Annotated in this window: 19 protein-coding genes; 13 read left to right on the top strand and 6 right to left on the bottom strand. The window is 42.2% G+C overall.

Features of this window, described 5'->3' with window-relative positions; translation table 11 throughout:
* The first annotated feature begins 129 nt into the window (after positions 1-129).
* The 4 genes from AB3N61_RS01710 to AB3N61_RS01695 all read left to right on the top strand — a co-directional run bounded on the left by AB3N61_RS01710 (position 130) and on the right by AB3N61_RS01695 (position 5,343).
* Positions 130-1,146 (top strand): hypothetical protein, encoded by a 1,017-nt coding sequence (locus AB3N61_RS01710; RefSeq protein ID WP_367898325.1) that lies wholly within the window; start codon positions 130-132, stop codon positions 1,144-1,146.
* 87 nt (positions 1,147-1,233) lie between these two features.
* Positions 1,234-2,364 carry a DUF1554 domain-containing protein gene (locus tag AB3N61_RS01705; RefSeq protein ID WP_367898324.1) on the top strand — a complete coding sequence of 377 codons (1,131 nt, stop codon included), beginning with the start codon at positions 1,234-1,236 and terminating at the stop codon, positions 2,362-2,364.
* A 114-nt stretch (positions 2,365-2,478) separates the two neighbouring features.
* On the top strand, positions 2,479-3,576 hold the full coding sequence (locus AB3N61_RS01700) for a DUF1554 domain-containing protein (RefSeq protein WP_020769660.1): 1,098 nt from the start codon (positions 2,479-2,481) through the stop codon (positions 3,574-3,576).
* Positions 3,577-3,708: 132 nt separating this feature from the next.
* Positions 3,709-5,343: a hypothetical protein gene (locus AB3N61_RS01695; RefSeq protein WP_367898323.1), complete on the top strand. Its 1,635-nt coding sequence runs from the start codon at positions 3,709-3,711 to the stop codon at positions 5,341-5,343.
* A gap of 111 nt (positions 5,344-5,454) precedes the next feature.
* Here the strand turns inward: AB3N61_RS01695 and AB3N61_RS01690 are convergent, their stop codons facing one another.
* The gene (locus AB3N61_RS01690) at positions 5,455-6,255 is read right to left on the bottom strand and encodes an LA_0442/LA_0875 N-terminal domain-containing protein (protein ID WP_367898322.1); all 801 of its coding nucleotides are present in this window, start codon (positions 6,253-6,255) and stop codon (positions 5,455-5,457) included.
* 139 nt (positions 6,256-6,394) lie between these two features.
* Here AB3N61_RS01690 and AB3N61_RS01685 point away from each other — a divergent pair, with 139 nt between their 5' ends.
* Entirely contained in the window at positions 6,395-6,949 is a 555-nt protein-coding gene (locus AB3N61_RS01685; RefSeq protein ID WP_412758384.1) for an RNA polymerase sigma factor, read from the top strand.
* Positions 6,950-7,109: 160 nt separating this feature from the next.
* The gene (locus tag AB3N61_RS01680) at positions 7,110-8,165 is read left to right on the top strand and encodes a FecR domain-containing protein (RefSeq protein ID WP_020769661.1); all 1,056 of its coding nucleotides are present in this window, start codon (positions 7,110-7,112) and stop codon (positions 8,163-8,165) included.
* Positions 8,166-8,295: 130 nt separating this feature from the next.
* Here AB3N61_RS01680 and AB3N61_RS01675 read toward each other — a convergent pair whose 3' ends face one another.
* Positions 8,296-8,742 carry a DoxX family protein gene (locus tag AB3N61_RS01675; RefSeq protein ID WP_367898321.1) on the bottom strand — a complete coding sequence of 149 codons (447 nt, stop codon included), beginning with the start codon at positions 8,740-8,742 and terminating at the stop codon, positions 8,296-8,298.
* A 152-nt stretch (positions 8,743-8,894) separates the two neighbouring features.
* On the opposite strand from AB3N61_RS01675, the gene AB3N61_RS01670 reads away from it, so the two are divergent.
* The 3 genes from AB3N61_RS01670 to AB3N61_RS01660 all read left to right on the top strand — a co-directional run bounded on the left by AB3N61_RS01670 (position 8,895) and on the right by AB3N61_RS01660 (position 11,425).
* Entirely contained in the window at positions 8,895-9,059 is a 165-nt protein-coding gene (locus AB3N61_RS01670; RefSeq protein ID WP_020769532.1) for a hypothetical protein, read from the top strand.
* 69 nt (positions 9,060-9,128) lie between these two features.
* A complete protein-coding gene (locus tag AB3N61_RS01665) occupies positions 9,129-11,069 on the top strand; it encodes an ABC-F family ATP-binding cassette domain-containing protein (protein ID WP_367898320.1) in 1,941 nt (646 codons plus the stop codon).
* 20 nt (positions 11,070-11,089) lie between these two features.
* Positions 11,090-11,425, top strand: coding sequence for a rhodanese-like domain-containing protein (locus AB3N61_RS01660; RefSeq protein WP_020769673.1), 336 nt, complete (start codon positions 11,090-11,092; stop codon positions 11,423-11,425).
* 11 nt (positions 11,426-11,436) lie between these two features.
* On the opposite strand, the gene AB3N61_RS01655 is transcribed toward AB3N61_RS01660, so the two are convergent.
* Both AB3N61_RS01655 and AB3N61_RS01650 read right to left on the bottom strand, forming a co-directional pair.
* Positions 11,437-12,357: an alpha/beta fold hydrolase gene (locus AB3N61_RS01655; protein WP_367898319.1), complete on the bottom strand. Its 921-nt coding sequence runs from the start codon at positions 12,355-12,357 to the stop codon at positions 11,437-11,439.
* Positions 12,354-12,971, bottom strand: coding sequence for a TetR/AcrR family transcriptional regulator (locus tag AB3N61_RS01650; protein ID WP_020769708.1), 618 nt, complete (start codon positions 12,969-12,971; stop codon positions 12,354-12,356). The genes AB3N61_RS01655 and AB3N61_RS01650 overlap by 4 nt, the downstream gene beginning before the upstream one ends.
* A 159-nt stretch (positions 12,972-13,130) precedes the next feature.
* Between AB3N61_RS01650 and AB3N61_RS01645 the strand changes: the two genes are divergently transcribed.
* The 3 genes from AB3N61_RS01645 to AB3N61_RS01635 all read left to right on the top strand — a co-directional run bounded on the left by AB3N61_RS01645 (position 13,131) and on the right by AB3N61_RS01635 (position 17,244).
* The gene (locus AB3N61_RS01645; RefSeq protein ID WP_020769696.1) at positions 13,131-13,883 is read left to right on the top strand and encodes a hypothetical protein; all 753 of its coding nucleotides are present in this window, start codon (positions 13,131-13,133) and stop codon (positions 13,881-13,883) included.
* A 57-nt stretch (positions 13,884-13,940) separates the two neighbouring features.
* On the top strand, positions 13,941-15,968 hold the full coding sequence (locus tag AB3N61_RS01640; RefSeq protein ID WP_367898318.1) for a neutral/alkaline non-lysosomal ceramidase N-terminal domain-containing protein: 2,028 nt from the start codon (positions 13,941-13,943) through the stop codon (positions 15,966-15,968).
* A 94-nt stretch (positions 15,969-16,062) separates the two neighbouring features.
* Complete coding sequence (locus AB3N61_RS01635; protein ID WP_020769521.1) at positions 16,063-17,244, top strand: acetyl-CoA C-acetyltransferase; 1,182 nt, start codon at positions 16,063-16,065, stop codon at positions 17,242-17,244.
* Positions 17,245-17,314: 70 nt separating this feature from the next.
* On the opposite strand, the gene AB3N61_RS01630 is transcribed toward AB3N61_RS01635, so the two are convergent.
* Positions 17,315-18,325 (bottom strand): LLM class flavin-dependent oxidoreductase, encoded by a 1,011-nt coding sequence (locus AB3N61_RS01630; RefSeq protein WP_257588041.1) that lies wholly within the window; start codon positions 18,323-18,325, stop codon positions 17,315-17,317.
* Between the two features lie 212 nt (positions 18,326-18,537).
* Here AB3N61_RS01630 and AB3N61_RS01625 point away from each other — a divergent pair, with 212 nt between their 5' ends.
* The gene (locus tag AB3N61_RS01625) at positions 18,538-19,074 is read left to right on the top strand and encodes a methylated-DNA--[protein]-cysteine S-methyltransferase (protein WP_367898317.1); all 537 of its coding nucleotides are present in this window, start codon (positions 18,538-18,540) and stop codon (positions 19,072-19,074) included.
* Here AB3N61_RS01625 and AB3N61_RS01620 read toward each other — a convergent pair.
* Positions 19,046-20,314 (bottom strand): amidohydrolase family protein, encoded by a 1,269-nt coding sequence (locus AB3N61_RS01620; RefSeq protein ID WP_367898316.1) that lies wholly within the window; start codon positions 20,312-20,314, stop codon positions 19,046-19,048. The genes AB3N61_RS01625 and AB3N61_RS01620 overlap by 29 nt on opposite strands.
* Position 20,315: the final 1 nt, after the last annotated feature.

The following is a 20,315-nucleotide window of genomic DNA, read 5'->3' as shown; positions in this document are numbered from 1 at the left end:
CTCTGTTCGTTCCACCAATCAAAAAGTTTGGAATTTAAACGAATTCATTCGAAATATTTTTTTAAAAAATGAGCAAAAACTCGCAATTTGGTTTGTGATTTTTAAAAAGAAATCAACCGACCCGGAACAATGAATTCGAATCCAAAGATCTTTTTCAAATTTATCCCGATAGTATCGTTATTCTCCTTATTCTCTTTTTGCAATCAGGCAAATGCTATCAATCTGGACGGCAGCAATAGTGCTGCCGGCGTTCTTTTAAACGTAGTTTTACCGAATATCATCGGCGTCCAGGTGATTCCGGAAGGTCTACCGAGACTTTCTTCTAACATCATGTATGATGCGGGAAATACTTATATAGATCTTTCATTTTCGGAACAAAGCTCTGTGAACGAAAACTTTACGATGGCAATCGAAAGTTATACTACCGTATCTTCACCTAGTTTTGTCGGTTATAACACATTCACTCTTCCTGCCAATACAGGAACTTATTCCGTAGGTTTTGCATTAAATGCGGACGACGATAACTGTTTGGATCGCGCAGGAGACAAGTTCAGTTTCAGAATTACGAAAGATTCTACCGGTGATTCTTTCGTATATGATGTAACCGTGAAGGACGGGGATTTTTGTATTTTCGAATCTTCTGCCAAAACCCTGGCTCAATTAGATGGGCTCGGTGCAATGGACGATCATTGTAAAAACCTTGCGAGTGCAAAAGGTCTTCCCAGAAACCCTGCGTATTACAAAGCGATGGTAGGTGCCCTTTCCGCTGCTTACGGAGATAGAAATCCGGGAGAAACCTTATCTTCCACTTCCTTTTTCCGAACGAACAAAAGATACGTTCGTAAGAGAGGGGACGGGACATGGGTAAAAGTTTTTTCCGTCAGTGGCGTCTGGCCCCCTAGCTCGGACTTTGACAATCCATTGATAGATTCGGGACAATATTGGACCGGGATGCATTCAGGCTGGGGAAGAATGGATAGCAATACCTGTTTAAACGGTTCTGAAAGCTGGACAAATACTACCGGTTCCTCTAGCGGCAACTTAGGAACTTCAAGTATTGTTACCGGAGATGCGGCGTATACGACCCTTTCCAGCTGTGATGCCACTTTGGCATTACCGTTTATTTGCGTTTATTCTCCGGATTAAACGAAAAAATCGTTCAATTTTTTTCCGGCCTAACTGTTTTCATATTTTGAGGGATATTTTCCTCTAAGAGATCGGGTTGGTGCAAATATGAAAGGATCTAAATCAATAGGAACAACTTTCATTTTATTATGTCTTACTTTATTGATTTCCAATTGTAATGATGCGAAATCAACCGCCTTAGACGGAAGTAAGCCTAGCTTGGCGGGTGCGATCACAATAGATCCGTCTATTTTTTGGGACTTGTTCGTTACACTTCCCCCATATCCGATAGAACCTCTTCTGAACGAAGGAGAAACCACTTTAACCTTAGATGAAAACGATGCTTCGGATATTCTGTTCGGAATTCAAAATCCTCCTTCCGACGGTAGCACCATTCAATTTAGATTTTATAGAAATGATAATATCACCTTCGCAACGGACTATAACCCGGACCAAGGAGGATATCAGGATTATCTGACCGTGGATTTCGGGCCGAACCCTCAGAATTCCAATTTCGATTATAAGAGCGGATTCCAGATCAATTCCCTGTCCGACGAAAATTGTATTAATAACTATTATGACTTGGTTGCGGTTGACGTTGCATCCGGAATCTCCCAGACATTTAAAGTTAAGGTAAGTGATTCCGATAAATGTGTCTTTGTAGCTACAAATAACGGAGCAGGTTATCCTGGGAACTTCGCGAAAAAAGGAATGGATAATCTAACTTTTGCAGGCCCTGTAGAAGTTGCAGACAATATCTGTAACTCAAATATTCCGGACGGCATTAACAAGGATGTAGGTTACAAGGCGATGATCGCAGTAAGCTACAGCCCGAGCGGAAATTACAGAAATCCTTCCACGGATTGGGTGTTTAGTTCTTTCCGTAAGTATTTCAGCCAGAGCGGTAAAAAGTTGGCATATTCTTTCAATTCTTCCGCTACAATCGGTTTTGCAAATTTGGATCAGTGGACAAATAGTCTTGGGACCAGCGGTAAAATCTGGACAGGCTTCAGTTCTATCGATTGGACAACTGGTTCTCCTACAACAACCCAATGTGCTTCATTACTTCCATCCGGAGCGCCATATTCTTCTTGGTATTCATCGACTGCAACGGGGACTCAAGGAATACTTTCTGCAGTGAATGGAAATTCGATTGCAGAGATGACAACTACGGATCCGGCTCAGGTGATTGAGACTGCTTGCTCCCAAAGACGTTTCATTGTCTGTGTAGGACAATAGTGTTACGTCTGTAACACTTCGTTTGACTTAAACTTTTTATATTCTTTAGAAAAAAGTTTATCAAGATCCTTTCTTATGGGATATATTTGGCCTTGTTTCCGAACGAGGCTTGATATGCGTTACGCTCATTCTCTGCCCTTTCTTTTTCTGATCTTATCATTCACTTCAACTTACTGTAATAAGGCGGATAGTATCGACCTTGATAGTAGCAAAAGTCCGATCACCGGGGCGATCATGATCGATCCCACTTTGCTTGTCGGTATTGGGGCCACTCCTATCCCATTACAATTAGTAAATTCTCCGGGTACGGCCGCGCCGAATACAGTGACGGAACGTTCTACTTCTTCCAACACAGTGATCTTAGAACTTGTTAATCCTCTGAGTCCAGATACGGGAGAAACAATCACATTCTCCTTCAATACAAACGATCCTAGTTCCATCGAGATCAGTAGTATCGCAGGAAGTAACGATAACAGTTATACTTTCAATCCTTCTTTGCAAGCGTATCAAGCAGTGATCTCTCTCTATCTGGATGATGCGGATTGTGTGGAGCAGAAGTATTCTATTATTGCCGTGGATTCGATTACCAACGTTCCGCAGACGATCTCGTTCGATACCAAGGATTTGGATAAGTGCGCGTTCGTAGCCACTAATGATGGAAAAGGCTGGCAGGGAAATTTTGCTTTGGACAGCAAATTGGACGATGATGCCAGAGGTTTTGCTGATGCGGCCTGTAATTCTTCTTCCAATAAGCCGGGTAATTTTCCGAGTACTATGATTTATAAGGCACTCTTAAGTGTGACTGGCCCAAGCAACGGTTCTAAAACCAGAGGCATTCAATACAATGATTGGCCTTTTGCAGCGAATACTTCTTATTATTTCGGTAGCCAAAATAAGAAGATGTTCACCACGGATAGCGGTCGGACGTATAACTTTAATCCCGAACTTTCTCAGGCACTTGGCAGTGGGTTGCTCTGGACGGGTCTATTGAATACTTGGTCGGACGCTACTTCCAAAATACTCAGCGAATGTGCCGGAACAAACCAAGCTGGCGGCCTGGTTTCTTGGTCTAGCAATTCGGTCTCTATTTCAGCCATTGTGGGGAATTTGGCCGCTACAGACTCTAACCTGATCTCTAAGCAGACAGCACTTGGGTTGCCGGATTATAATGCATGCAATAAGTTTAGATACTTCCTATGTATCGGGCAATGACCATTTCCGATACTTTTTAGTAAAAAAATTATTCCATCGAAAAAAAAAAGATCAAAGAGTTTAAGTTAGGTTGTTACCTTTGTTATGGGGAAAACTACCCGAATTTTCCCTTCTTCGCAATGGAGAACTAAAATGAAAAGATTCCTGGATACAAACAAGGCTATAAACGGATTTTATTTAATAATTCAGGGATGTTTTCTTTTATCATTCTTATTGTTACAAGGTTGTAACGATGCCAAAGCTATCAATATAGACGCCAGTTCTTCCGCTATCGGCGCATTACTTTCCGACGGTAATTTTGGAGTATTCGGCAATTTTGGAAACTCAGAAGGAACTTCTCCGGTAAACATTTCTCTCAGCGGGTATGTGGATGTTACTTCCACCGATCTGAATCTTACTCTATCGGATTCGACAACTAGTACGACCCAAACCCTTCAGTTAAGTGCAAACGGTTCTTATTCTTTTTCCACAGAACTCCCAAGTGGAAATTCTTATTCGATAACGTTAGGTTCCTATACCCAAGGTCAGACCTGTAATATTACATCAAATGCAAGCGGTACGGCTGGAACAACTGGAACCGCCACCGTTGTTTGTGAGAGACAATTAGCGATCGCTGCAGGTTGGAAGAACAATAGCTCCGTCCCCGTCTTGAGATTGTTCGGAGTAAATCACTCCTCTTCTCCCTATACGGTAACGGAAAACTTCGCAGTTGCAGTCGGGGGAACACCAAGCTCTGTTGATCCCGAATTGGTCTGGAATGGGACCAATTATCTATTAGTGTGGAAGTCGGCAGACACAACGATTAGAGGGCAACTTTACGATATAACACTTACCGCACTTGCTGCGGCATTCACGATTTATACCGGAGCCGGTGTAACCATCGGCAAGGTCTCTGCTGCATATAATCCGAGCGGGGAATTTGCGATCGTCTGGACAGAATCGGCCTCAACAAGGGCTGCAAAATACCAAAGGATCAATGCTTCTACTGGAGCGCTTATAGGAACTGCGACTACCATTTCTTCTTCCACAAGTACCAGTTATTTTAATGCGGACGTAATTTGGAACGGTAGCAGTTATAATACGGCATTCCGACAAAGAACTAGCGGAGGTGCAAATTCATTAACCGTTTTCAGCTTCTCAACCGGATCAGCTACTTCCGTAAGAACTTATTCTGCCGTAAACGGCACCGATTCACTCGCTTTAGATTATCCTTCTTTACTTGCACAAGGTTCAAATACCTGGTTATTCTTCAGTCAAACGGAAACGGACGGTTCCGGAAATATCAGTGGTTCCACTTTAAAAAGTTCTAAAAATTTCCAGACCACTCCTGCAACTATGAGAACGGAAACAAATCCTTACGGATGTGGCCCAGAAGGCGGAGGAGACCAATATATGATCTCCTCCGCAGCAATAGCAAGTATCACAAATCTTTTGATCTCTTATGACTCGGTATGTGCGGACGTCGGAGGAACTTACAACGAGGTGTCCGATCTTCCTGTTACGATTTCTTCCGGTGCAGTAGGAACTCCTACGGATTATTCTGATTCTGAGATAGGAGCTGGCGGCGGCGGCCCTAGCCCTAGCCAAACTTTAGGGTCTTCCATTACATGTAGAACGAACGCATGCTTTATCAGCGTAGGAAACGAATCGAGTGATGCGATCTTCCTATTTGATCCGGATTTTGGCGGCAATATTATCGGCGGAACTTCTACCATTTATCCTACGGATGCAAGCGGTATAGAATTTCCTGTTACTGTAATCCAGTAACAGGAAAGGATTCTAAATAAAAAAACTCGGATATTTACATAGGTGATCCGAGTTTTTTTATTACTGGATGGAAGTGGGACCTTTCGGTTATAAATAACTTTTATCCAGTCTTTAATATCGGATCTCGTATTTGAGTTCCCCATTCCAACCCAAACCGTTGCCTCCAACAGTCATTGGCTGGTAAGAAGGAGCCAGGCTGAACCGAAAGCCGGAACTGGGTCCTTCTGCAACTCCTTGCTCCGCTTTTACTCCTAAATAATAAGAATAAAAAAGCTGTAACCCGTAGGCGATCCCGAACAAGTATTGGAAGTTATTCGATTCTTCCGCAAGGTTCTGGTAATGATTAAAAGCTCCCTTGTTAATGATAAATGCTCCGATCAAACGTTGAGCGGTATTTGCAGGTAAGGAAAGAACCGGGTCGTTCAGTGCAAATATGAAATAATTTCTAGCATTCTCCTCGTAAGCACTTTTGGCAGCCCCGAAATCGTTCTGAGCCTTCACAGCCAGGTAGGCTGTCCCTAAAACAGCTACAAATGCAGCCGCAGCATGATATTTTTTATCAGCCTTCCAAATTCCCCAACCGGGAACAACTGCGGACCTAAGTGAATAATTCCAGCGAGGCTTATGGTACCATCTTTGGACCAGTTCTTCCTCGGTTTTTTTAGGCTCCTCTTTAGGTTTAACAGGATCCTTTTTCACTTCCGGTTTAGGGGTATCTTTTAAGTTCAATTCGGCAATCTCGGTTTTTGGAATGGTTAGAACCTTTCCATCCACTTCGATCTGAACTTCCGTACGGGTTTGGTTTACTACCTTCCCTTGCAGTACCTTTCCGTTTTTTAAGGTTAGGCTAGAGCCAAAAATGGAATGGGTGACAGTAAGGAAACAAATTGCAAAAAGCCAACGATAAGGCATGTTATCTTAAATCCCTTTGGTTTAGGACTACAGACACTAAAATTGTCTGCCTATAACCGTTTTAAAACGGATTGCTTTCTACAAGAAAAAACCGAATTTACTTGAAAAAAGACCAATAGAAAAAAATTTCTATTCTACCGTGTCTGAAACCTTGTTTTTCGAAAAACTATACAATAAAAACAAGGACCACTTGTTTTCATTTATTCGGCGCTCTGTCCAAGATGAATCCACTGCCTTGGATCTATTACAAGACACCTTTTTGAACTTCTTTAAACATTATTCCGGCAAGGAACTACCGGATGAGCAGGTCTCCAGGATGATCTTATTCAGGATCTCTAGAAACCTAATGATTAACCACGGAAAATCCTATTATCAAAAGAACGTTGCTCTCGTTGGAGAGGAAACTTCTTCTTTATTCGGCTCCAAAGGCCAGGGGCCCGAAAGCCAGGTCCTGGACGAGATGGAAGCCCAGAATCTCGGAAAGATCGTAAGCGAATTATTGAGCACCTTACCGGAAGAACAAAAGACCGCTATAGAGCTGCGTTATTCTCAAGGTTGTAAATTGGAAGAGATTGCCTCCGTTTTGGATTTATCCGTATCCGGGGTTTCCAGGCTCTTAGAAAGGGCCGAAAAGCAACTTTTACAAGAGGGAAAGAAGAGAGGTATTCAACCTTCTTCTTTTCTAAAATCCTAGGATTTTCGCTTATTATGTATTTCGAACAATCAATTCATTTCGTCAAAAAAGCCATCCGAGCTCAAAAAAATGAGCAAGGTACCAACCTTCAGTTTGTTGATCCAACTGAGCGGGCAGGACAATGTGAACTGGCCCGGAACTAAAGGATACGGTAAAGAGGATGGAAAGAATGAACCCTGAATTCCAAACATTCGCAGAGCTCCTCAAAAAGACTCTACCGGATTCTAAGGCACCGGACTTCGATCCAAAATGGATCGGCATGTCTCCTCGCTTCTCTGTGGAGGCAAATATCATGCAATCTCCTACTAAGGACAATGTAGTTCAACTGGGCGGCTCCAAAAATAAAGTATGGTTCTTAGCTGCGGCAGCAATCTTATTCGTAGGGATCGGAGCCGGAACTTATTTTACGATTTTCAAAAAAGAAGCTGCACCGGTTGCGGAAGGCACACTGCTTAAAGCGGCAGTCGTATTCGTTAAAGGTGACGCAAAAAATGTAAAAGAAGCTCCCGTAACATTACATTTAGGCGATATACTTAGCGAAGGCGATAAGATCGTAACAGGTAAAGGTGGATCGATCGATATCGGTCTGACTGATTCTAGTGTGATCCGTTTAAAAGAAAACTCCGAGTTAATTCTCAAAAGTTTAAGACAAACGGACTCTTCTCAAATTAGGATCTCCCTAATGTCAGGTAAGATCCTGAACCTAGTCGAGAAAGAAAAGAAAAACGCAAACTACTTCGTAGATACACCTACTGTGGTTGCCGCTGTTCGGGGAACTTCTTTCGAAGTGAACGCTTCCGATAAAGAATCTTCGGTATTCGTAGTCGAAGGTGCAGTCGAAGTGACCCCATTGATCCACGACAAGACGGAAAGAGCTTTAATTACCGGCGGATTGATCATAGTCACGGATGAAAAAGTGATTTTGGTCGAAGATCAAAAACGCGCTAAAAATGAAGGTCCTGAATACGGCGACATGCGCAAAAACTTGAACGGCTTAGACAAAGAAGTTTTAGCAAGCACTCAAAACTTAAAAACCGCTAAGACCGAACAAGAGCTGGAAGAACTTTATGATAAGAGTATAGAACATATCATAATGAAAGACGGCCGTGAAATAAGAGGTGTTGTGGTTTCTCAGAAAAAAGGAAAGCTGATCGTTCAGACCCTGAAAGGATCTTATATCCTGGATGAGAACTCTGTCGAAAAGATCATCTATTAAGAAAAATTAATAGAACTTCTTAAGTTAAAAACCCGGAATTATTTTTCCGGGTTTTTTTATGCCTGCATACTGCATATAGGTGCCTCTCCGGAAACCCGTATAAAAGACCGGAGTTCGCAGGGAAAGGTTCTTAAACGGACCATTCTCCTAATTTTTTATCCAAAGAGAAAGATCCTGCTCCTCGAAACAAAAGCGAAAGAGCTGCAGAGACCGCCAAAATATGGTATTCGAAACCTTCTCCCCCTTTGTCCCCGAACCAGTTCATAAAAAAGCCGTAATCTTTATGAGTGAAACCTGCAACGATCAAAGTAATTGCCAGTCCTAAGGCCCAGAACCTGGTTAAAAATCCAAAGGCTAAACCGATAGTACCTACGAATTCAAAAACAATAACCAGAATTCCCAAGAAATACGGAACACCTAGGGTCTCCGTAAAATAGTCCATCGCGGCAGAAAACCCGGAGCCTTCGAACCAACCCAGTGCTTTCTGGGATCCATGCGGAAAAATACAAATCGCAAAGCCAAGACGAAGAAATAAGGGTCCTAAACCCTCTTTCGTTTGAAATAAATTATATAACATGCCGAATCTGCATCCTATTGAACTCCAATCCGGACATATTTCCATTCTAATTTATCTTCCTTAAGTCAGGAAGTCTGGGTCAGGACCAAAATAGGTTGTCGAAAGGGGTATTTCCGTAAATTTTGGCAATACGAACGCATCGGAAGGTACCTATGTCTGAAGAGACAGCCGAAAAGAAGAACAAAAAGATCAACAAGATGAGCGCTGGGGAGCTTGACCAAGCTTTAAAGAACGCAGTCGAGAAGATGAACGGGGAAACGAGCAAGTACGTACAACATCTTAAAGCGAGAAAAGAAGAACTCGCTAATAAGAAGTAAGCACTACTTTCAAATCCCGCAAAACCCTCCGCGGACTCGTGCGGAGGGACCTCAATATTCCTTGGAACCATGCTACAATTCATCGATATCAAGCACCGGTTCGGTAGCTCCACACTTTTCGAAAACTTCTCCTGGCATATCAAGCCCGGCTCCAAAATTGCCCTAGTAGGACCTAACGGTTCCGGCAAATCCACTCTATTCAAAATGGCCGTAGGAGAACTGAATCCCGAAGAAGGGATAGTCAGTCGTTCCAAACATACCGAGATCTCCTTATTCCAACAGATCCCTGATTTTAATTTCGACGCAAGAGTGATCGATACTGCACTTTCCAAACATAAACATTATAACGAATATATTAAACGTGCCGAGGACATTCATGCAAGAATGGACCGCACGGATCATGATTCTCCCGAGTTCGGATCATTATTAGAAGAGCAGAGCCAGTTAGAGGAATACGCGTTTACTTACGGTGTTCATGAGCTGGAGGCCCAGGCCAAAAAAATCATCGGCGGATTAGGTTTTTCGAATGATCAAATGGAGAAGAAGGTCAAAGAATTTTCTCCAGGTTATCAACACAGGCTTGGGCTCGCGATCGCTATTTTGAACCCGGGGAATCTTCTTCTTTTGGACGAACCTACCAACCACTTGGATCACGCTTCAAAGGCGTGGCTTGCGGAATATTTAGTGGCTACGAATCGTTCTTTCGTTCTCGTTACCCACGATCCTGAATTCCTGAATTCGACCACCGATACGATCGCAGAATTAAATCCGTCAGGTGTTCTGGAATTTAAAGGCACCTTGGAAGATTACTTCGAACATAAAAACGAACTTTTGGATAAGTTAAGACTTCAGTTCAAAAAAGAAGAAGCTTATTTAAAAAAAAGGACCGAGTGGATTGAACGTTTTCGCTCAAAGGCTACAAAAGCGAAACAAGTCCAAAGTGTGATCAAAAAATTGGAAAAAAGGGAGAGGGTGGAAGAACCAGAAGATTCTTTCTGGAACTCCAAAACCGAATACAGATTCAATTATACCCCTTGCGGAAATCTTTCCTTCAGGATTGAGAACGCCTCCTTTGCTTACGAAAAAACAGGGAATAATATATTCTCAAACGCGGAACTCCATGTTTCCAACGGGGATAAGATAGCGATCATCGGTCCGAACGGTGCAGGTAAATCCACATTTTTAAGAAACATATTAGGAATTCATAAATTAACCGAAGGTTCGGTCACTTTCGGGCCCAAAACAAAGATCGGTTATTTCTCACAGAACCATCATGAACATCTGGATCCGGAAAAAAATCTTTTAGAAACGATTCTTTCCGTTTACCCGGATCTTCCGGATGTGGAAGCAAGAAAACTATTGGGTTATTTTTCCTTCAGCGACGATAGGGTTTTTAAAAAGGTGGGACTTCTATCCGGAGGAGAACAGAGCAGATTGAGATTGGCTCTATTGGTTAGATTCCCCTCCAATACTTTATTTTTGGACGAGCCAACTAACCACTTAGACTTGGTAGTCAGAGATAACTTAAAACGTGCACTCCAGGAATATCCCGGCGCGGTTTTAGTTATTTCTCACGATCCCGATTTTTTAAAGGATCTATGTACCAGAACGGTTTCCGTTTCGAACGGAAAAGTAAAAGATCTGAATACCAGCTTTTCGGATTATCTGAAATTCCCTCCGGAGGAATTGGAAGCGGAAGGGGGATTTACCGTCAAAGCCCCGACCGAAAACACAAGTGCCGAAAACAAGAGTAGGTCCCAAAGGAACGCCGATAAAAATCGGGTTAAAAAAATCCAAAAAGAAATAGAACAAATCGAAGCCAAGATCGCTCTATTAGAAAAGAATAAATCTAATTCGGAAGAACTTCTCGCAGATCCCGAGTTTTATAAAAAACGCAGTTACCAAATGGAATTAGACACTTATAACGAAACTAAAAAAGAGATCTCTAAGTTGACCGAAACCTGGGAAAAACTGCAAATCGAAATGGAAGAACTTACTTCCGTAGTATAATTGATCATATAGGAGACTGAATGAATCCGAAAGAATTAAAAAATAGATTAGATACCAGAAAATCAGGAAACGACGATTTTTACCTCCTGGATGTGCGAAACCCCAACGAGCAGGAAATCTGCACAATCGAAGGAACGGATCTTTTGATCCCTGTCTCCGAATTGCCTGCAAGGATCGGAGAATTGGACTCTTGGAAATCTTCCGGAAAAGAAATTATAGTATATTGTCGTTCCGGAGCAAGATCTGCGAATGCTTGCGGATTTTTAAAATCCACAGGTTTTTCCAAAGTATTTAACTTAGAAGGTGGGATCCTTTTGTATTCCGACGAGGTGGATCCCTCTTTGGCTAAATATTGAAAATTTATTATCTACTTGGATAAAAAGTTAGAAATAGCCGGAAGGACCACTTCCGGCTTTTCTATATGAGGTAGATGCCCGGCATCCTTTACCAAAACGAATTCCGCCTTCAATAAATCCTTTACATACTCTCCTTTTTCTAACGGAGTTGTGCGATCTTGGTCACCCCAAAAAACCAATACTTGTTTTTTGGTTAACGCCAATTTTTCGAATTCAGGTTTAGGCTCGAGAGAAATAATATTTCGGATCGTAGAAAGGATGGCTCTTCCAAAACCTTTAAAACTCAATTGGGTCTCGTATTTTTCCACCCAATCGCTTGGGACTTTGGAAGGATCCACAAAATCGGCGGAGATTCCTTTGGTCAAAGAAGGAATATAAACAACGGAGTTCAAATATTCTCCAATTAAAGGAACATTTAAAGGAAACGTATTCGTTTTCGAAGTAAACGGATCTATTAAGACTATTTTTTTAGTTCGCTCCGGATATTTAGAAACATAATGAGCGACGATAGGACCGCCCATAGATAATCCCATTATATCGAAAGACTCGGTTATATGCAGAAAATTCAATAGATCATTTATCTGAGCAGTAAACAGGTCGAAATTATAAACCGTATCCGGCCGATCGGAATAACCTCTGCCATATAGATCGAAACGTAAAACTCTATAACCCGCATCCGTCAGCGATTTTTGGACCGGATCCCAGATAAAATAAGGAGTGGAAAATCCGTGTACTAAAACTACAAGATCACCCTTTTCCGGTCCGGACAATTCGAAATGGGTCCAACCCAAAGGGAGTTCCGCAAATTGACCGGAGACTCCGGAGCGTACCGATTCGTTTAATTCGATTTTTTCCCGGGAACAGACAAGCGGCAAAGCGGTAAGTACGATGAGTACAATTACCGCTAAGGTTATGAGAAGTTTCTTTCTCATTCTTTATCTAAAAGAATTTTCCGGAAAAATAAAAAGCCTTCGTCCAGTGGATCGCCGATCCCTCTTTTTTTCAACATTCCGGTCATGTCCAAAACAATGATCCCATACATCCAAGAATACATCGTTCGTGCGAGAGAGGGATAATCTTCTTCTTTAATCTTGAATTCTCCCGACCTAACGCCCGCTCGGATAGTTTCCAAAAATACCCGATAACTGGTTGGAAGTTTCGGAAAAGCCTTTCTGTGCATATGCCCGTGAACGGTGTTGAACATTACCTTATGTAATTCTTGGTTATTCCCGGAAAAATCGTAATAAGCTCTTGCAATTAGGGTCAATTTTTCATAGGAATTTTTTCCGTTCAGTCTGGAAGCTCTCAGAGTTTCGGTTAACTGAGCTTCTCCTTGGGAAATGATAATTTTGATGATATCTTGCTGGCTTTTAAAGTGCGAGTAAGGGCTTGCTACACTACAATCCAACTTTTCGGCGATCCTTCTCATGGACAGCCCATCAATTCCTTCTTCGTTCAATATATCCAAAGCCGCCTGGACGATGGATTCTTTATTTAAACTATTTCTAGTGCGCCTTCTAGGACGCGGAGCAGCTACTGCAGTCATATTTTTTGCCTTCGGGACATTCGAAAGCCGAGAACGGCTCGAATATCGTCCCCATTGTCCAGTTATCCCAAAAATAGGCAGGATGTTCAAGAGTTTCCTTTTCAAATTTGGGGATTTTCCTAGGATAGGATAGAAAAAAGATAGAAACGGACCCCCAGAATGAAAGCAACCGCCTCTTCCAAGGTTAAATCAAAGGCTAAAGCCTCAAAAACCACACAGCAATCTCCCAAAAAAGCCACAAATGGTAAGAGCAAATCCCAGTCCCCTAAGAGACATTTTCCGGCCCCCTGGTCATTAACAGGAGAAGGATTCCTGTTCCCGCTATTCGGTAGGAAGTCCTACAATTTTGAAATGGCATTCTTGGATGAAGAAGATCGTAAGTCCTTCAAAGGAGGACTCGGTTCTTTGATGTTAGTGAACTATGAAAGATCCGATGTAGGGCCTTATTATGAACTTTTATACATTCCCGGAAATTTCGAACACAAGGGCACAAATTACAAAAGGATCACCCGCATTTTTGTATCTAGCCAAACTTCTGTAGACGAAGGAATTCGCAACTGGGCAATCCCAAAAGAAAGAGCAGACTTCGTATGGAAAAAAGAAGGCTCAGTAACTAAGATCGAAGTTGCAAGAAACGGAAAATCTTTTTTCAAAATTAAGATCCGCACATTAGGTTTTCATTTTCCGGTAAGCACATCGATCCTTCCTTATGTTCTATTACAAAAAGCGGAAGATGGTTCCAAACTAAGCACTGCGTTTATTGGTACAGGCAAAGGAAAATTCGCAAGGATAGAATCCGTTTGGTCGGACGAAACGATCTTTCCGGACTTTATCAAAGGTGGAGGAATAAAAACAGGAATAGCAGCTTCTCCGTTCCATCTGACCTTCCCTGTTGCAGAAAATGTGGAATAAGCTGAATATTCAAATTTAATGAAATACCCATTATAAAAATCCGCCAGGAGTACTTCCATGAAGAAGTTCCGTTTAACGATTATTCTTCCATTCTTCTTTTTTCTCTTTTCCGGTCCTACTTTTTCCGGAACCGCCAAACCTCAGATCAAAGAATTTAATTTCGAGGCCGGAATGTCCAAGGTAGATATCACAGGACCTCCTATCGGGATCATGTTCTGGGGTTATGCGCAAGAAGGACAAAAAGGAGAAGGTATACATCTCCGGCAATTTGCAAGAGCTTTGGTCGTCAAAGATCCTAAATCCGAAAAAGTATTAGCCTATGTGACAGCGGAATTAGGCGGAGTTCCTCATGAAGTGCAGAGAGATGTTGTAGCCAGATTAAAAAAAGAAGTAGATCCTAATTTTAATTTAGCAAATGTTCTTTTGAACGCTTCCCATACCCATAGCGCTCCGGCAGGATTCTTCCATTATATTCAAAATTCCATATATACTACTAAGTTTTTTCCCGAATATTATTCAGTGATCGTAAACGGGATCTTTCAGGCGATCAAAGAGGCTTATTCCAAGAAAGAAGCCGCACAATTGTTGGTCGGAAGCGCAATTGTAGAAGGAGCCGGAGTCAATCGTTCCTTAACGGCATACCAAGCAAATCCTAAGGAAGAAAGAGACAAATACGATTCCGATACGGATAAAACAATGATCCAACTTTCTATAAATACCAGAAGAGGTGTGATCGGGATCGTGAATTGGTACGGTGTACATACTACAAGTATGACCTTCGATAATCATTTGGTATCGACCGATAATAAGGGATATGCTTCTTATCTTTCGGAATCCGAAGCCGCAAAAAGAGGACAAAAAGATTTTATCGCGATCTATGCTCAGGCAAACGAAGGAGATGTGACTCCCAACCTGAATCTAAATAATACAGGCCCGGGAAAGGATATGTTCGAGAGCACCAAGATCATAGGAGAAAGACAATATCTTTCGAGTTCCAAGATCTTGAATGATAATAATCTCAGAGCCTTACCTTCCGGTCTTAACTATACACAATCTTTTATAGATATGCCTAACTCGATCGTTCGTAAGGAATTTTCGGAAACCGGAAAAGACGAAAGAACTTGTTTGTCCGCATATGGTTATGCTTTGGCGGCAGGTTCCACGGAAGAAGGTGGAGGTCACTGGCTTTTCCATGAAGGAATGAAGGACGAAGATAGAAAATTCTATATTGATTGGTTGGCCGCAAGATTATTGCAAGCTCCAAGCGATGAATTGAGAGTATGCCAAAAACCTAAGGCGATCCTATTCCCTATGGGAGAAACAAAACCGGATCCTTCTCTTTCTCAAATCTTACCTTTGGGGCTTGCAACCATCGGTGATTTTGCCTTGATCATTTCACCTAACGAAGTCACTACGATGTCCAGCAGAAGAATGAAAGAAACAGTCAGAAAAGTGTTAGGGCCTAAGATCAAAGAGATCGCACTCTCAGGATTGACCAACGATTTCGCGGGATATATTACTACTAAGGAAGAATATTCCACACAACAATACGAAGGCGGTCATACTCTTCATGGTCCGTTTAGTTTGGATCTTTTCAGACAAGAATACGATAGACTTGCAAACGATCTTCTACAGAACAAGGTTAGCGCCCAAGGACCCTTTCCTAAAGATCTAAGTAAAACCGTTATAGGTACGGATGTCCCTCACAGAGAGAGGATCTCTTCTTTTGAACCAAAAATAAAAACCCCGAATGAAAATTTCGTAAAGATCGGAGAATCCGTTTCCTGCGAAGTGAGCTCCGTAAATCCGAATATCTCTTATCCGAAACAAAGATCCTATTTCGATGTGGAGAAGAAAGAGGGAGATAAATGGATCACTGTTTATACTGATTCCGACTGGGCTACTAAATTCTATTTTAAAAAATCATTTCTATCTTTGTTTGATGATAAGATCCGATTGGTTTGGGAGACCGATAAGAATGATGCTCCTGGAGTTTATAGGCTCAAACATTCCTCCTTCTATATTAACAAAGAAGGAAAAGAAGTGCCATTCTCCATTGATTGCCCCGAATTCGAATTAAAATAGTATGACTCGGAAACGATGTAAATTGGAATGGTAGTACACCGTATTGATCTGCAGTTAATAACTGCGTAATATTAATATTTTTAGGACTGGAAAAATGGAAGAAGCAGTTTTGTTGGACGGAATCCGCACCCCTTTCGGAAATTTCGGCGGAACATTAAAAGACGTAAGTGCAGTTGATTTGGGAGTATTAGTCTCTAAATCTTTGTTGGAAAGAACAGGAGTCAATCCTTCCGATATAGGTGAGTCTATTTTCGGGAACGTGGTTCCCACTGGAAAAGAAGCCATCTATCTTGCTAGACATATCGGACTCAAAACCGGATTACCGATCACAGTTCCAGCTTTGACCTTAAACAGACTTTGCGGTTCCGGAATGGAAGCAATCATCCAAGCAGCTAAAAAGATCTACTTGGGAGAATCGGAAGCAGTCCTTGCAGGCGGATCCGAATCCATGAGCAATGCACCTTATGTTGTGCGTAACGCAAGATGGGGAGTGAGATACGGCTCCGCAGAATTCGAAGACACGTTAGAGCAAGGACTCACCGACCAATACGTAGGACTCATTATGGGCGCTACTGCGGAAAATCTTGCTGACCAATACAAGATCAGCAGGGCAGAACAAGACGAATGGGCCGGGATCTCCCAAACCAGAGCGGAAAAAGCAACGGTAGAAGGTAGACTAAAAGAAGAGATCCTGCCCGTAACTGTAGGCGGAAAAAAACCGGTAACATTAGAAAAAGATGAATTTATCAAAGGCGCCGCTTCTATCGAAAAACTATCCGCACTTAAACCTGCATTTAGAGACGGTGGAACGGTAACTGCAGGAAACGCATCCGGTCTGAACGACGGAGCGGCAGCGACTATCGTTACCTCCGCTTCTTATGCTAAAAAGATCGGCAAAAAACCTTTGGCGATTATCAGAGGATACGGACACGCAGGATGCGATCCTGCAAAAATGGGGATCGGACCTGCGTTAGCAATTCCGATCGCTCTTAAAAAAGCCGGCTTAAAACTTTCCGACATGAGCCTTGTAGAAGTAAACGAAGCGTTTGCTGCTCAGTATCTTGCCGTCCAAAAAGAATTGGGCTTAAATCCTGAGATCACCAATGTAAACGGTGGAGCAGTCGCGATTGGACATCCGCTGGGAGCAAGCGGTGCGAGGGTGACCATCACTTTGGCTTACGAACTCAGAAGAAGAAAGGCAAAATACGGAGTCGCTTCTCTTTGTATCGGCGGTGGACAAGGGATCGCTCTTATCCTGGAAAACCCGGAAGCCTAATCATAAAAAAGACTAGGTCCCGCTTAGTTTGCAGGACCTAGTCCAGTTCTCACTTCCCTAGTTTACGCTTTTATAATCTTTTTTCTAATTCAAAAGCTTCCGCCAATAGTTCGTAAGAGCGAACTCTATCTTTAAAATCGTATGTGATCGTAGAGACCACTACTTCATCTATCCCATATTCCCCAGTTAGATCTATAATCCTTTTTTTGACCGTATCGGGTGTGCCTGCAATCATTCTTCCGCGATTATGCAATAGCCTGACCCTTTCCAAATCAGAATAAACGTAAGGTTTAATTTCTTCGTAAGAAAGAATACCTTCGCTAATCCCTTTTTCAATATTTAAAAGTTGTCTGTCCATTACCGCCTGTAGTTCGTCCGCCTTCTCCTTTGTGTCCGCGCATAACACAAAAAGTCCCACGCTTGCTTGAGGAGTTTTTAATGATTCTGAAGGTTGGAATCTTTCCTTATAAGCCCGGATACTCGCATATCCTCCGGTAGGATTGATAAACTGAGCGAAAGAAAGAGCCATCCCGAAATGAGCTGCAATCAAAGCGCTTTCTCCACTGGAAGTTAAGATCCAAAGTTCAGGACAGGTTTCCGCAACCGGGATCGCTTTTACCTTCTCCTGGATAGAATCAGGTTCCGCATTGTCCGTCAAAAAATCCCGTAAATCCATCAGTTGTTGGATAAAATCATTTTGGACAAAACTGTTGGAAGGATTCAATATAGCAGCCGTTAGCCGATCTCCACCCGGCGCCCTGCCGAGTCCCAGATCTATTCTTCCCGGAAAGAGCGTCTCAAGCATCCTGAAATTTTCGGCCACTTTGAGAGAACTATGATTGGGAAGCATGATCCCGCCGGAACCCATACGTATTCCTTTTGTTTCTCCTGCAAGATGAGATATCAAAACCTCGGGAGAAGATCCGGCTAATCCAAGAATATTATGATGTTCTGAAACCCAATATCTGTGATAACCAAGTCTATCCGTAAGTTTTGCAAGTTCGATCGTCTCTTGGACCGCTTGGAATGCGGTCCCACCTTTGCGAATAGGAGACTGATCTAAAACACTTAATCGGATCATATGACAAAACCCATTTTATCTATTTGTCGAGTATCCATGTATTGTTTTCCATTACTTAGACGAGGCTAACGAGAGACTAGGCAAAAACGGTTCGGTCCATTATTTGGTCCTAGGTCGGCTTTCGATTCAATCTCAAGATCCTTAGTAAGATATTTTACAGCAATTTTCGGGTTGTGTTAAATTCAAAAATTCTTTTATACTTAGACAAAGAAATGATCCTCAGTAAAGAAATACAATCTCCTATAGGGATACTTCTCGCCGGTGCGGTGGAAGAAGGTATCTGCCTTTTGGAATTCACCGAAAAAGAGAGGCTGGAACTCCAACTCAGTCGGCTCAAAAAAGTTTTCGGCGAGGATATACAACCGGGAGAAAGTAAGTTCTTTCCTCTTTTAGAAAGGCAGCTTCGGGAATATTTCGAAGGTAAAAGAAAAGAGTTCGATGTCCCTCTTGTAATCTTAGGCACTGATTTTCAAAGGAAGGCTTGGGAAGCGCTACATTCGGTCGTGTATGGAAAGACAAATTCTTATGAGGCTCAGGCAATCCGGATCGGAGACAAAAACGCAGTCCGCGCGGTTGCAAAAGCGAATGGAGAAAATCGGATCGCGATCTTGATCCCCTGCCACAGGATCGTGGGAAAAAGCGGAGATCTAACAGGATATGGAGGTGGACTCTGGAGGAAAAAATTCCTGCTCGAATTAGAACAAAAATTTTCCGATTCTCCTACCTTACCTTTTTTCCGAGGTGAATGACTGAAGCTATACTTCCAGGAAAAGTAACACCTTCAAAAGGAGACCATCCGCTCTTACTCTTTATATCTTCTTTTTTGAATGTAGTCGGAGTCTCAAAATCTAGAACCGTAAAACTTCCGCAATAACCTTCCTCGATCTTTCCGAACCCTTTTCCGTATTCTTTCGGTAAAAACTCCGCCACAAAATCGCCGGGATTCTCCGCACAAATTTCGGAAATTTTTTCCAAAGAAATTCCTGCGGTCTTATGCAGCCAAGTCACGAATAAAGAATAAGTATCCAGCTGAGAAATACCGGATGTACCTTTTAGTTTTTCTTCGATAGAATGCGGAGCGTGATCCGTAGCTAAAAAATCGATCCAACCATCTTTGACTCCTCGGAGTAATGCCTCTTTGTCTTCCGGTCCTCGGAGAGGTGGATTCATTTGGAACCAATGGCGGTTCTCGTCCGTAAGCATGGTTCTATCGAAATAGAGATGAGTAGGAGTTACTTCACATTTTACTTTAACTCCCCTATTCTTAGCATCGATGATCTTCTTTAAACCTTCTTCCGTGGAATAATGGCATAACTTTCCGATCAGATCGTATTTTTCGATCAAATAAAGTGCGAAGTCCGTAGCTAAAGTCTCCGCAATAGCCGGCCTTCTGTCCTCATGATAGGTTTCGTTCTGGTTCTTTTCTAAAATTTCAGGATCTTCACAATGAAAACTGACATTACATCCTTTATAATGGCGTATAGTTTCTTCCAACTGCTCATTGGAATAAAAGAATAATTCTCCGATAGAAGGGCCCATGAATGCTTTGTATGGAACATGAACTTTAAGAGGTTTTGTATGAGGACCTATACCCGCGTATAAAGTGATCCGAACAGGAGAATGGTCCGCGAGTTCTCTTTTTTTAGCATAAGTTATATCGTCGGTAGGAGGGATTGGGTTATTGGGCATGTCCGCGATATGGATCACACCTCCGTTGATCGCTGCATTTCCAGCGGATAAAAAATCTTCCTTATATTTATGCTTCCCGGACTCGTCTTCTCTTGCGTGTACATGGATATCGCCGAAGCCTGAAAAGATCACAAACTTGTCCGGATCAAATGTTAGCTCTTCCAAATTAGAAGATTGTAATATTTTGCCTTTTTGAACGGAAAGTATAAGGCCGGTTTTCAGATCCAGTTCCACCGTTCCAATAAAGGATCCTTTGGAATTTTGGAATTTTCCCGAAATTTTTCGGATTTGAGAAGCCATT

The organism is Leptospira sp. WS58.C1 (assembly GCF_040833995.1).
GTDB classification, from domain to species: Bacteria; Spirochaetota; Leptospiria; order Leptospirales; family Leptospiraceae; genus Leptospira_B; species Leptospira_B cinconiae.
Note: the sequence above shows the minus strand (reverse complement) of the source record. Positions and strands in the feature narration are given on the sequence as shown.

Coding starts and splice junctions, on each gene's coding strand:
- AB3N61_RS01710 (WP_367898325.1), top strand. CDS start 130: ATGAATTCGAATCCAAAGATCTTTTTCAAATTTATCCCGATAGTATCG.
- AB3N61_RS01705 (WP_367898324.1), top strand. CDS start 1,234: ATGAAAGGATCTAAATCAATAGGAACAACTTTCATTTTATTATGTCTT.
- AB3N61_RS01700 (WP_020769660.1), top strand. CDS start 2,479: ATGCGTTACGCTCATTCTCTGCCCTTTCTTTTTCTGATCTTATCATTC.
- AB3N61_RS01695 (WP_367898323.1), top strand. CDS start 3,709: ATGAAAAGATTCCTGGATACAAACAAGGCTATAAACGGATTTTATTTA.
- AB3N61_RS01690 (WP_367898322.1), bottom strand. CDS start 6,255: ATGCCTTATCGTTGGCTTTTTGCAATTTGTTTCCTTACTGTCACCCAT.
- AB3N61_RS01680 (WP_020769661.1), top strand. CDS start 7,110: ATGGAAAGAATGAACCCTGAATTCCAAACATTCGCAGAGCTCCTCAAA.
- AB3N61_RS01675 (WP_367898321.1), bottom strand. CDS start 8,742: ATGTTATATAATTTATTTCAAACGAAAGAGGGTTTAGGACCCTTATTT.
- AB3N61_RS01670 (WP_020769532.1), top strand. CDS start 8,895: ATGTCTGAAGAGACAGCCGAAAAGAAGAACAAAAAGATCAACAAGATG.
- AB3N61_RS01665 (WP_367898320.1), top strand. CDS start 9,129: ATGCTACAATTCATCGATATCAAGCACCGGTTCGGTAGCTCCACACTT.
- AB3N61_RS01660 (WP_020769673.1), top strand. CDS start 11,090: ATGAATCCGAAAGAATTAAAAAATAGATTAGATACCAGAAAATCAGGA.
- AB3N61_RS01655 (WP_367898319.1), bottom strand. CDS start 12,357: ATGAGAAAGAAACTTCTCATAACCTTAGCGGTAATTGTACTCATCGTA.
- AB3N61_RS01650 (WP_020769708.1), bottom strand. CDS start 12,971: ATGACTGCAGTAGCTGCTCCGCGTCCTAGAAGGCGCACTAGAAATAGT.
- AB3N61_RS01645 (WP_020769696.1), top strand. CDS start 13,131: ATGAAAGCAACCGCCTCTTCCAAGGTTAAATCAAAGGCTAAAGCCTCA.
- AB3N61_RS01640 (WP_367898318.1), top strand. CDS start 13,941: ATGAAGAAGTTCCGTTTAACGATTATTCTTCCATTCTTCTTTTTTCTC.
- AB3N61_RS01635 (WP_020769521.1), top strand. CDS start 16,063: ATGGAAGAAGCAGTTTTGTTGGACGGAATCCGCACCCCTTTCGGAAAT.
- AB3N61_RS01630 (WP_257588041.1), bottom strand. CDS start 18,325: ATGATCCGATTAAGTGTTTTAGATCAGTCTCCTATTCGCAAAGGTGGG.
- AB3N61_RS01625 (WP_367898317.1), top strand. CDS start 18,538: ATGATCCTCAGTAAAGAAATACAATCTCCTATAGGGATACTTCTCGCC.
- AB3N61_RS01620 (WP_367898316.1), bottom strand. CDS start 20,314: ATGGCTTCTCAAATCCGAAAAATTTCGGGAAAATTCCAAAATTCCAAA.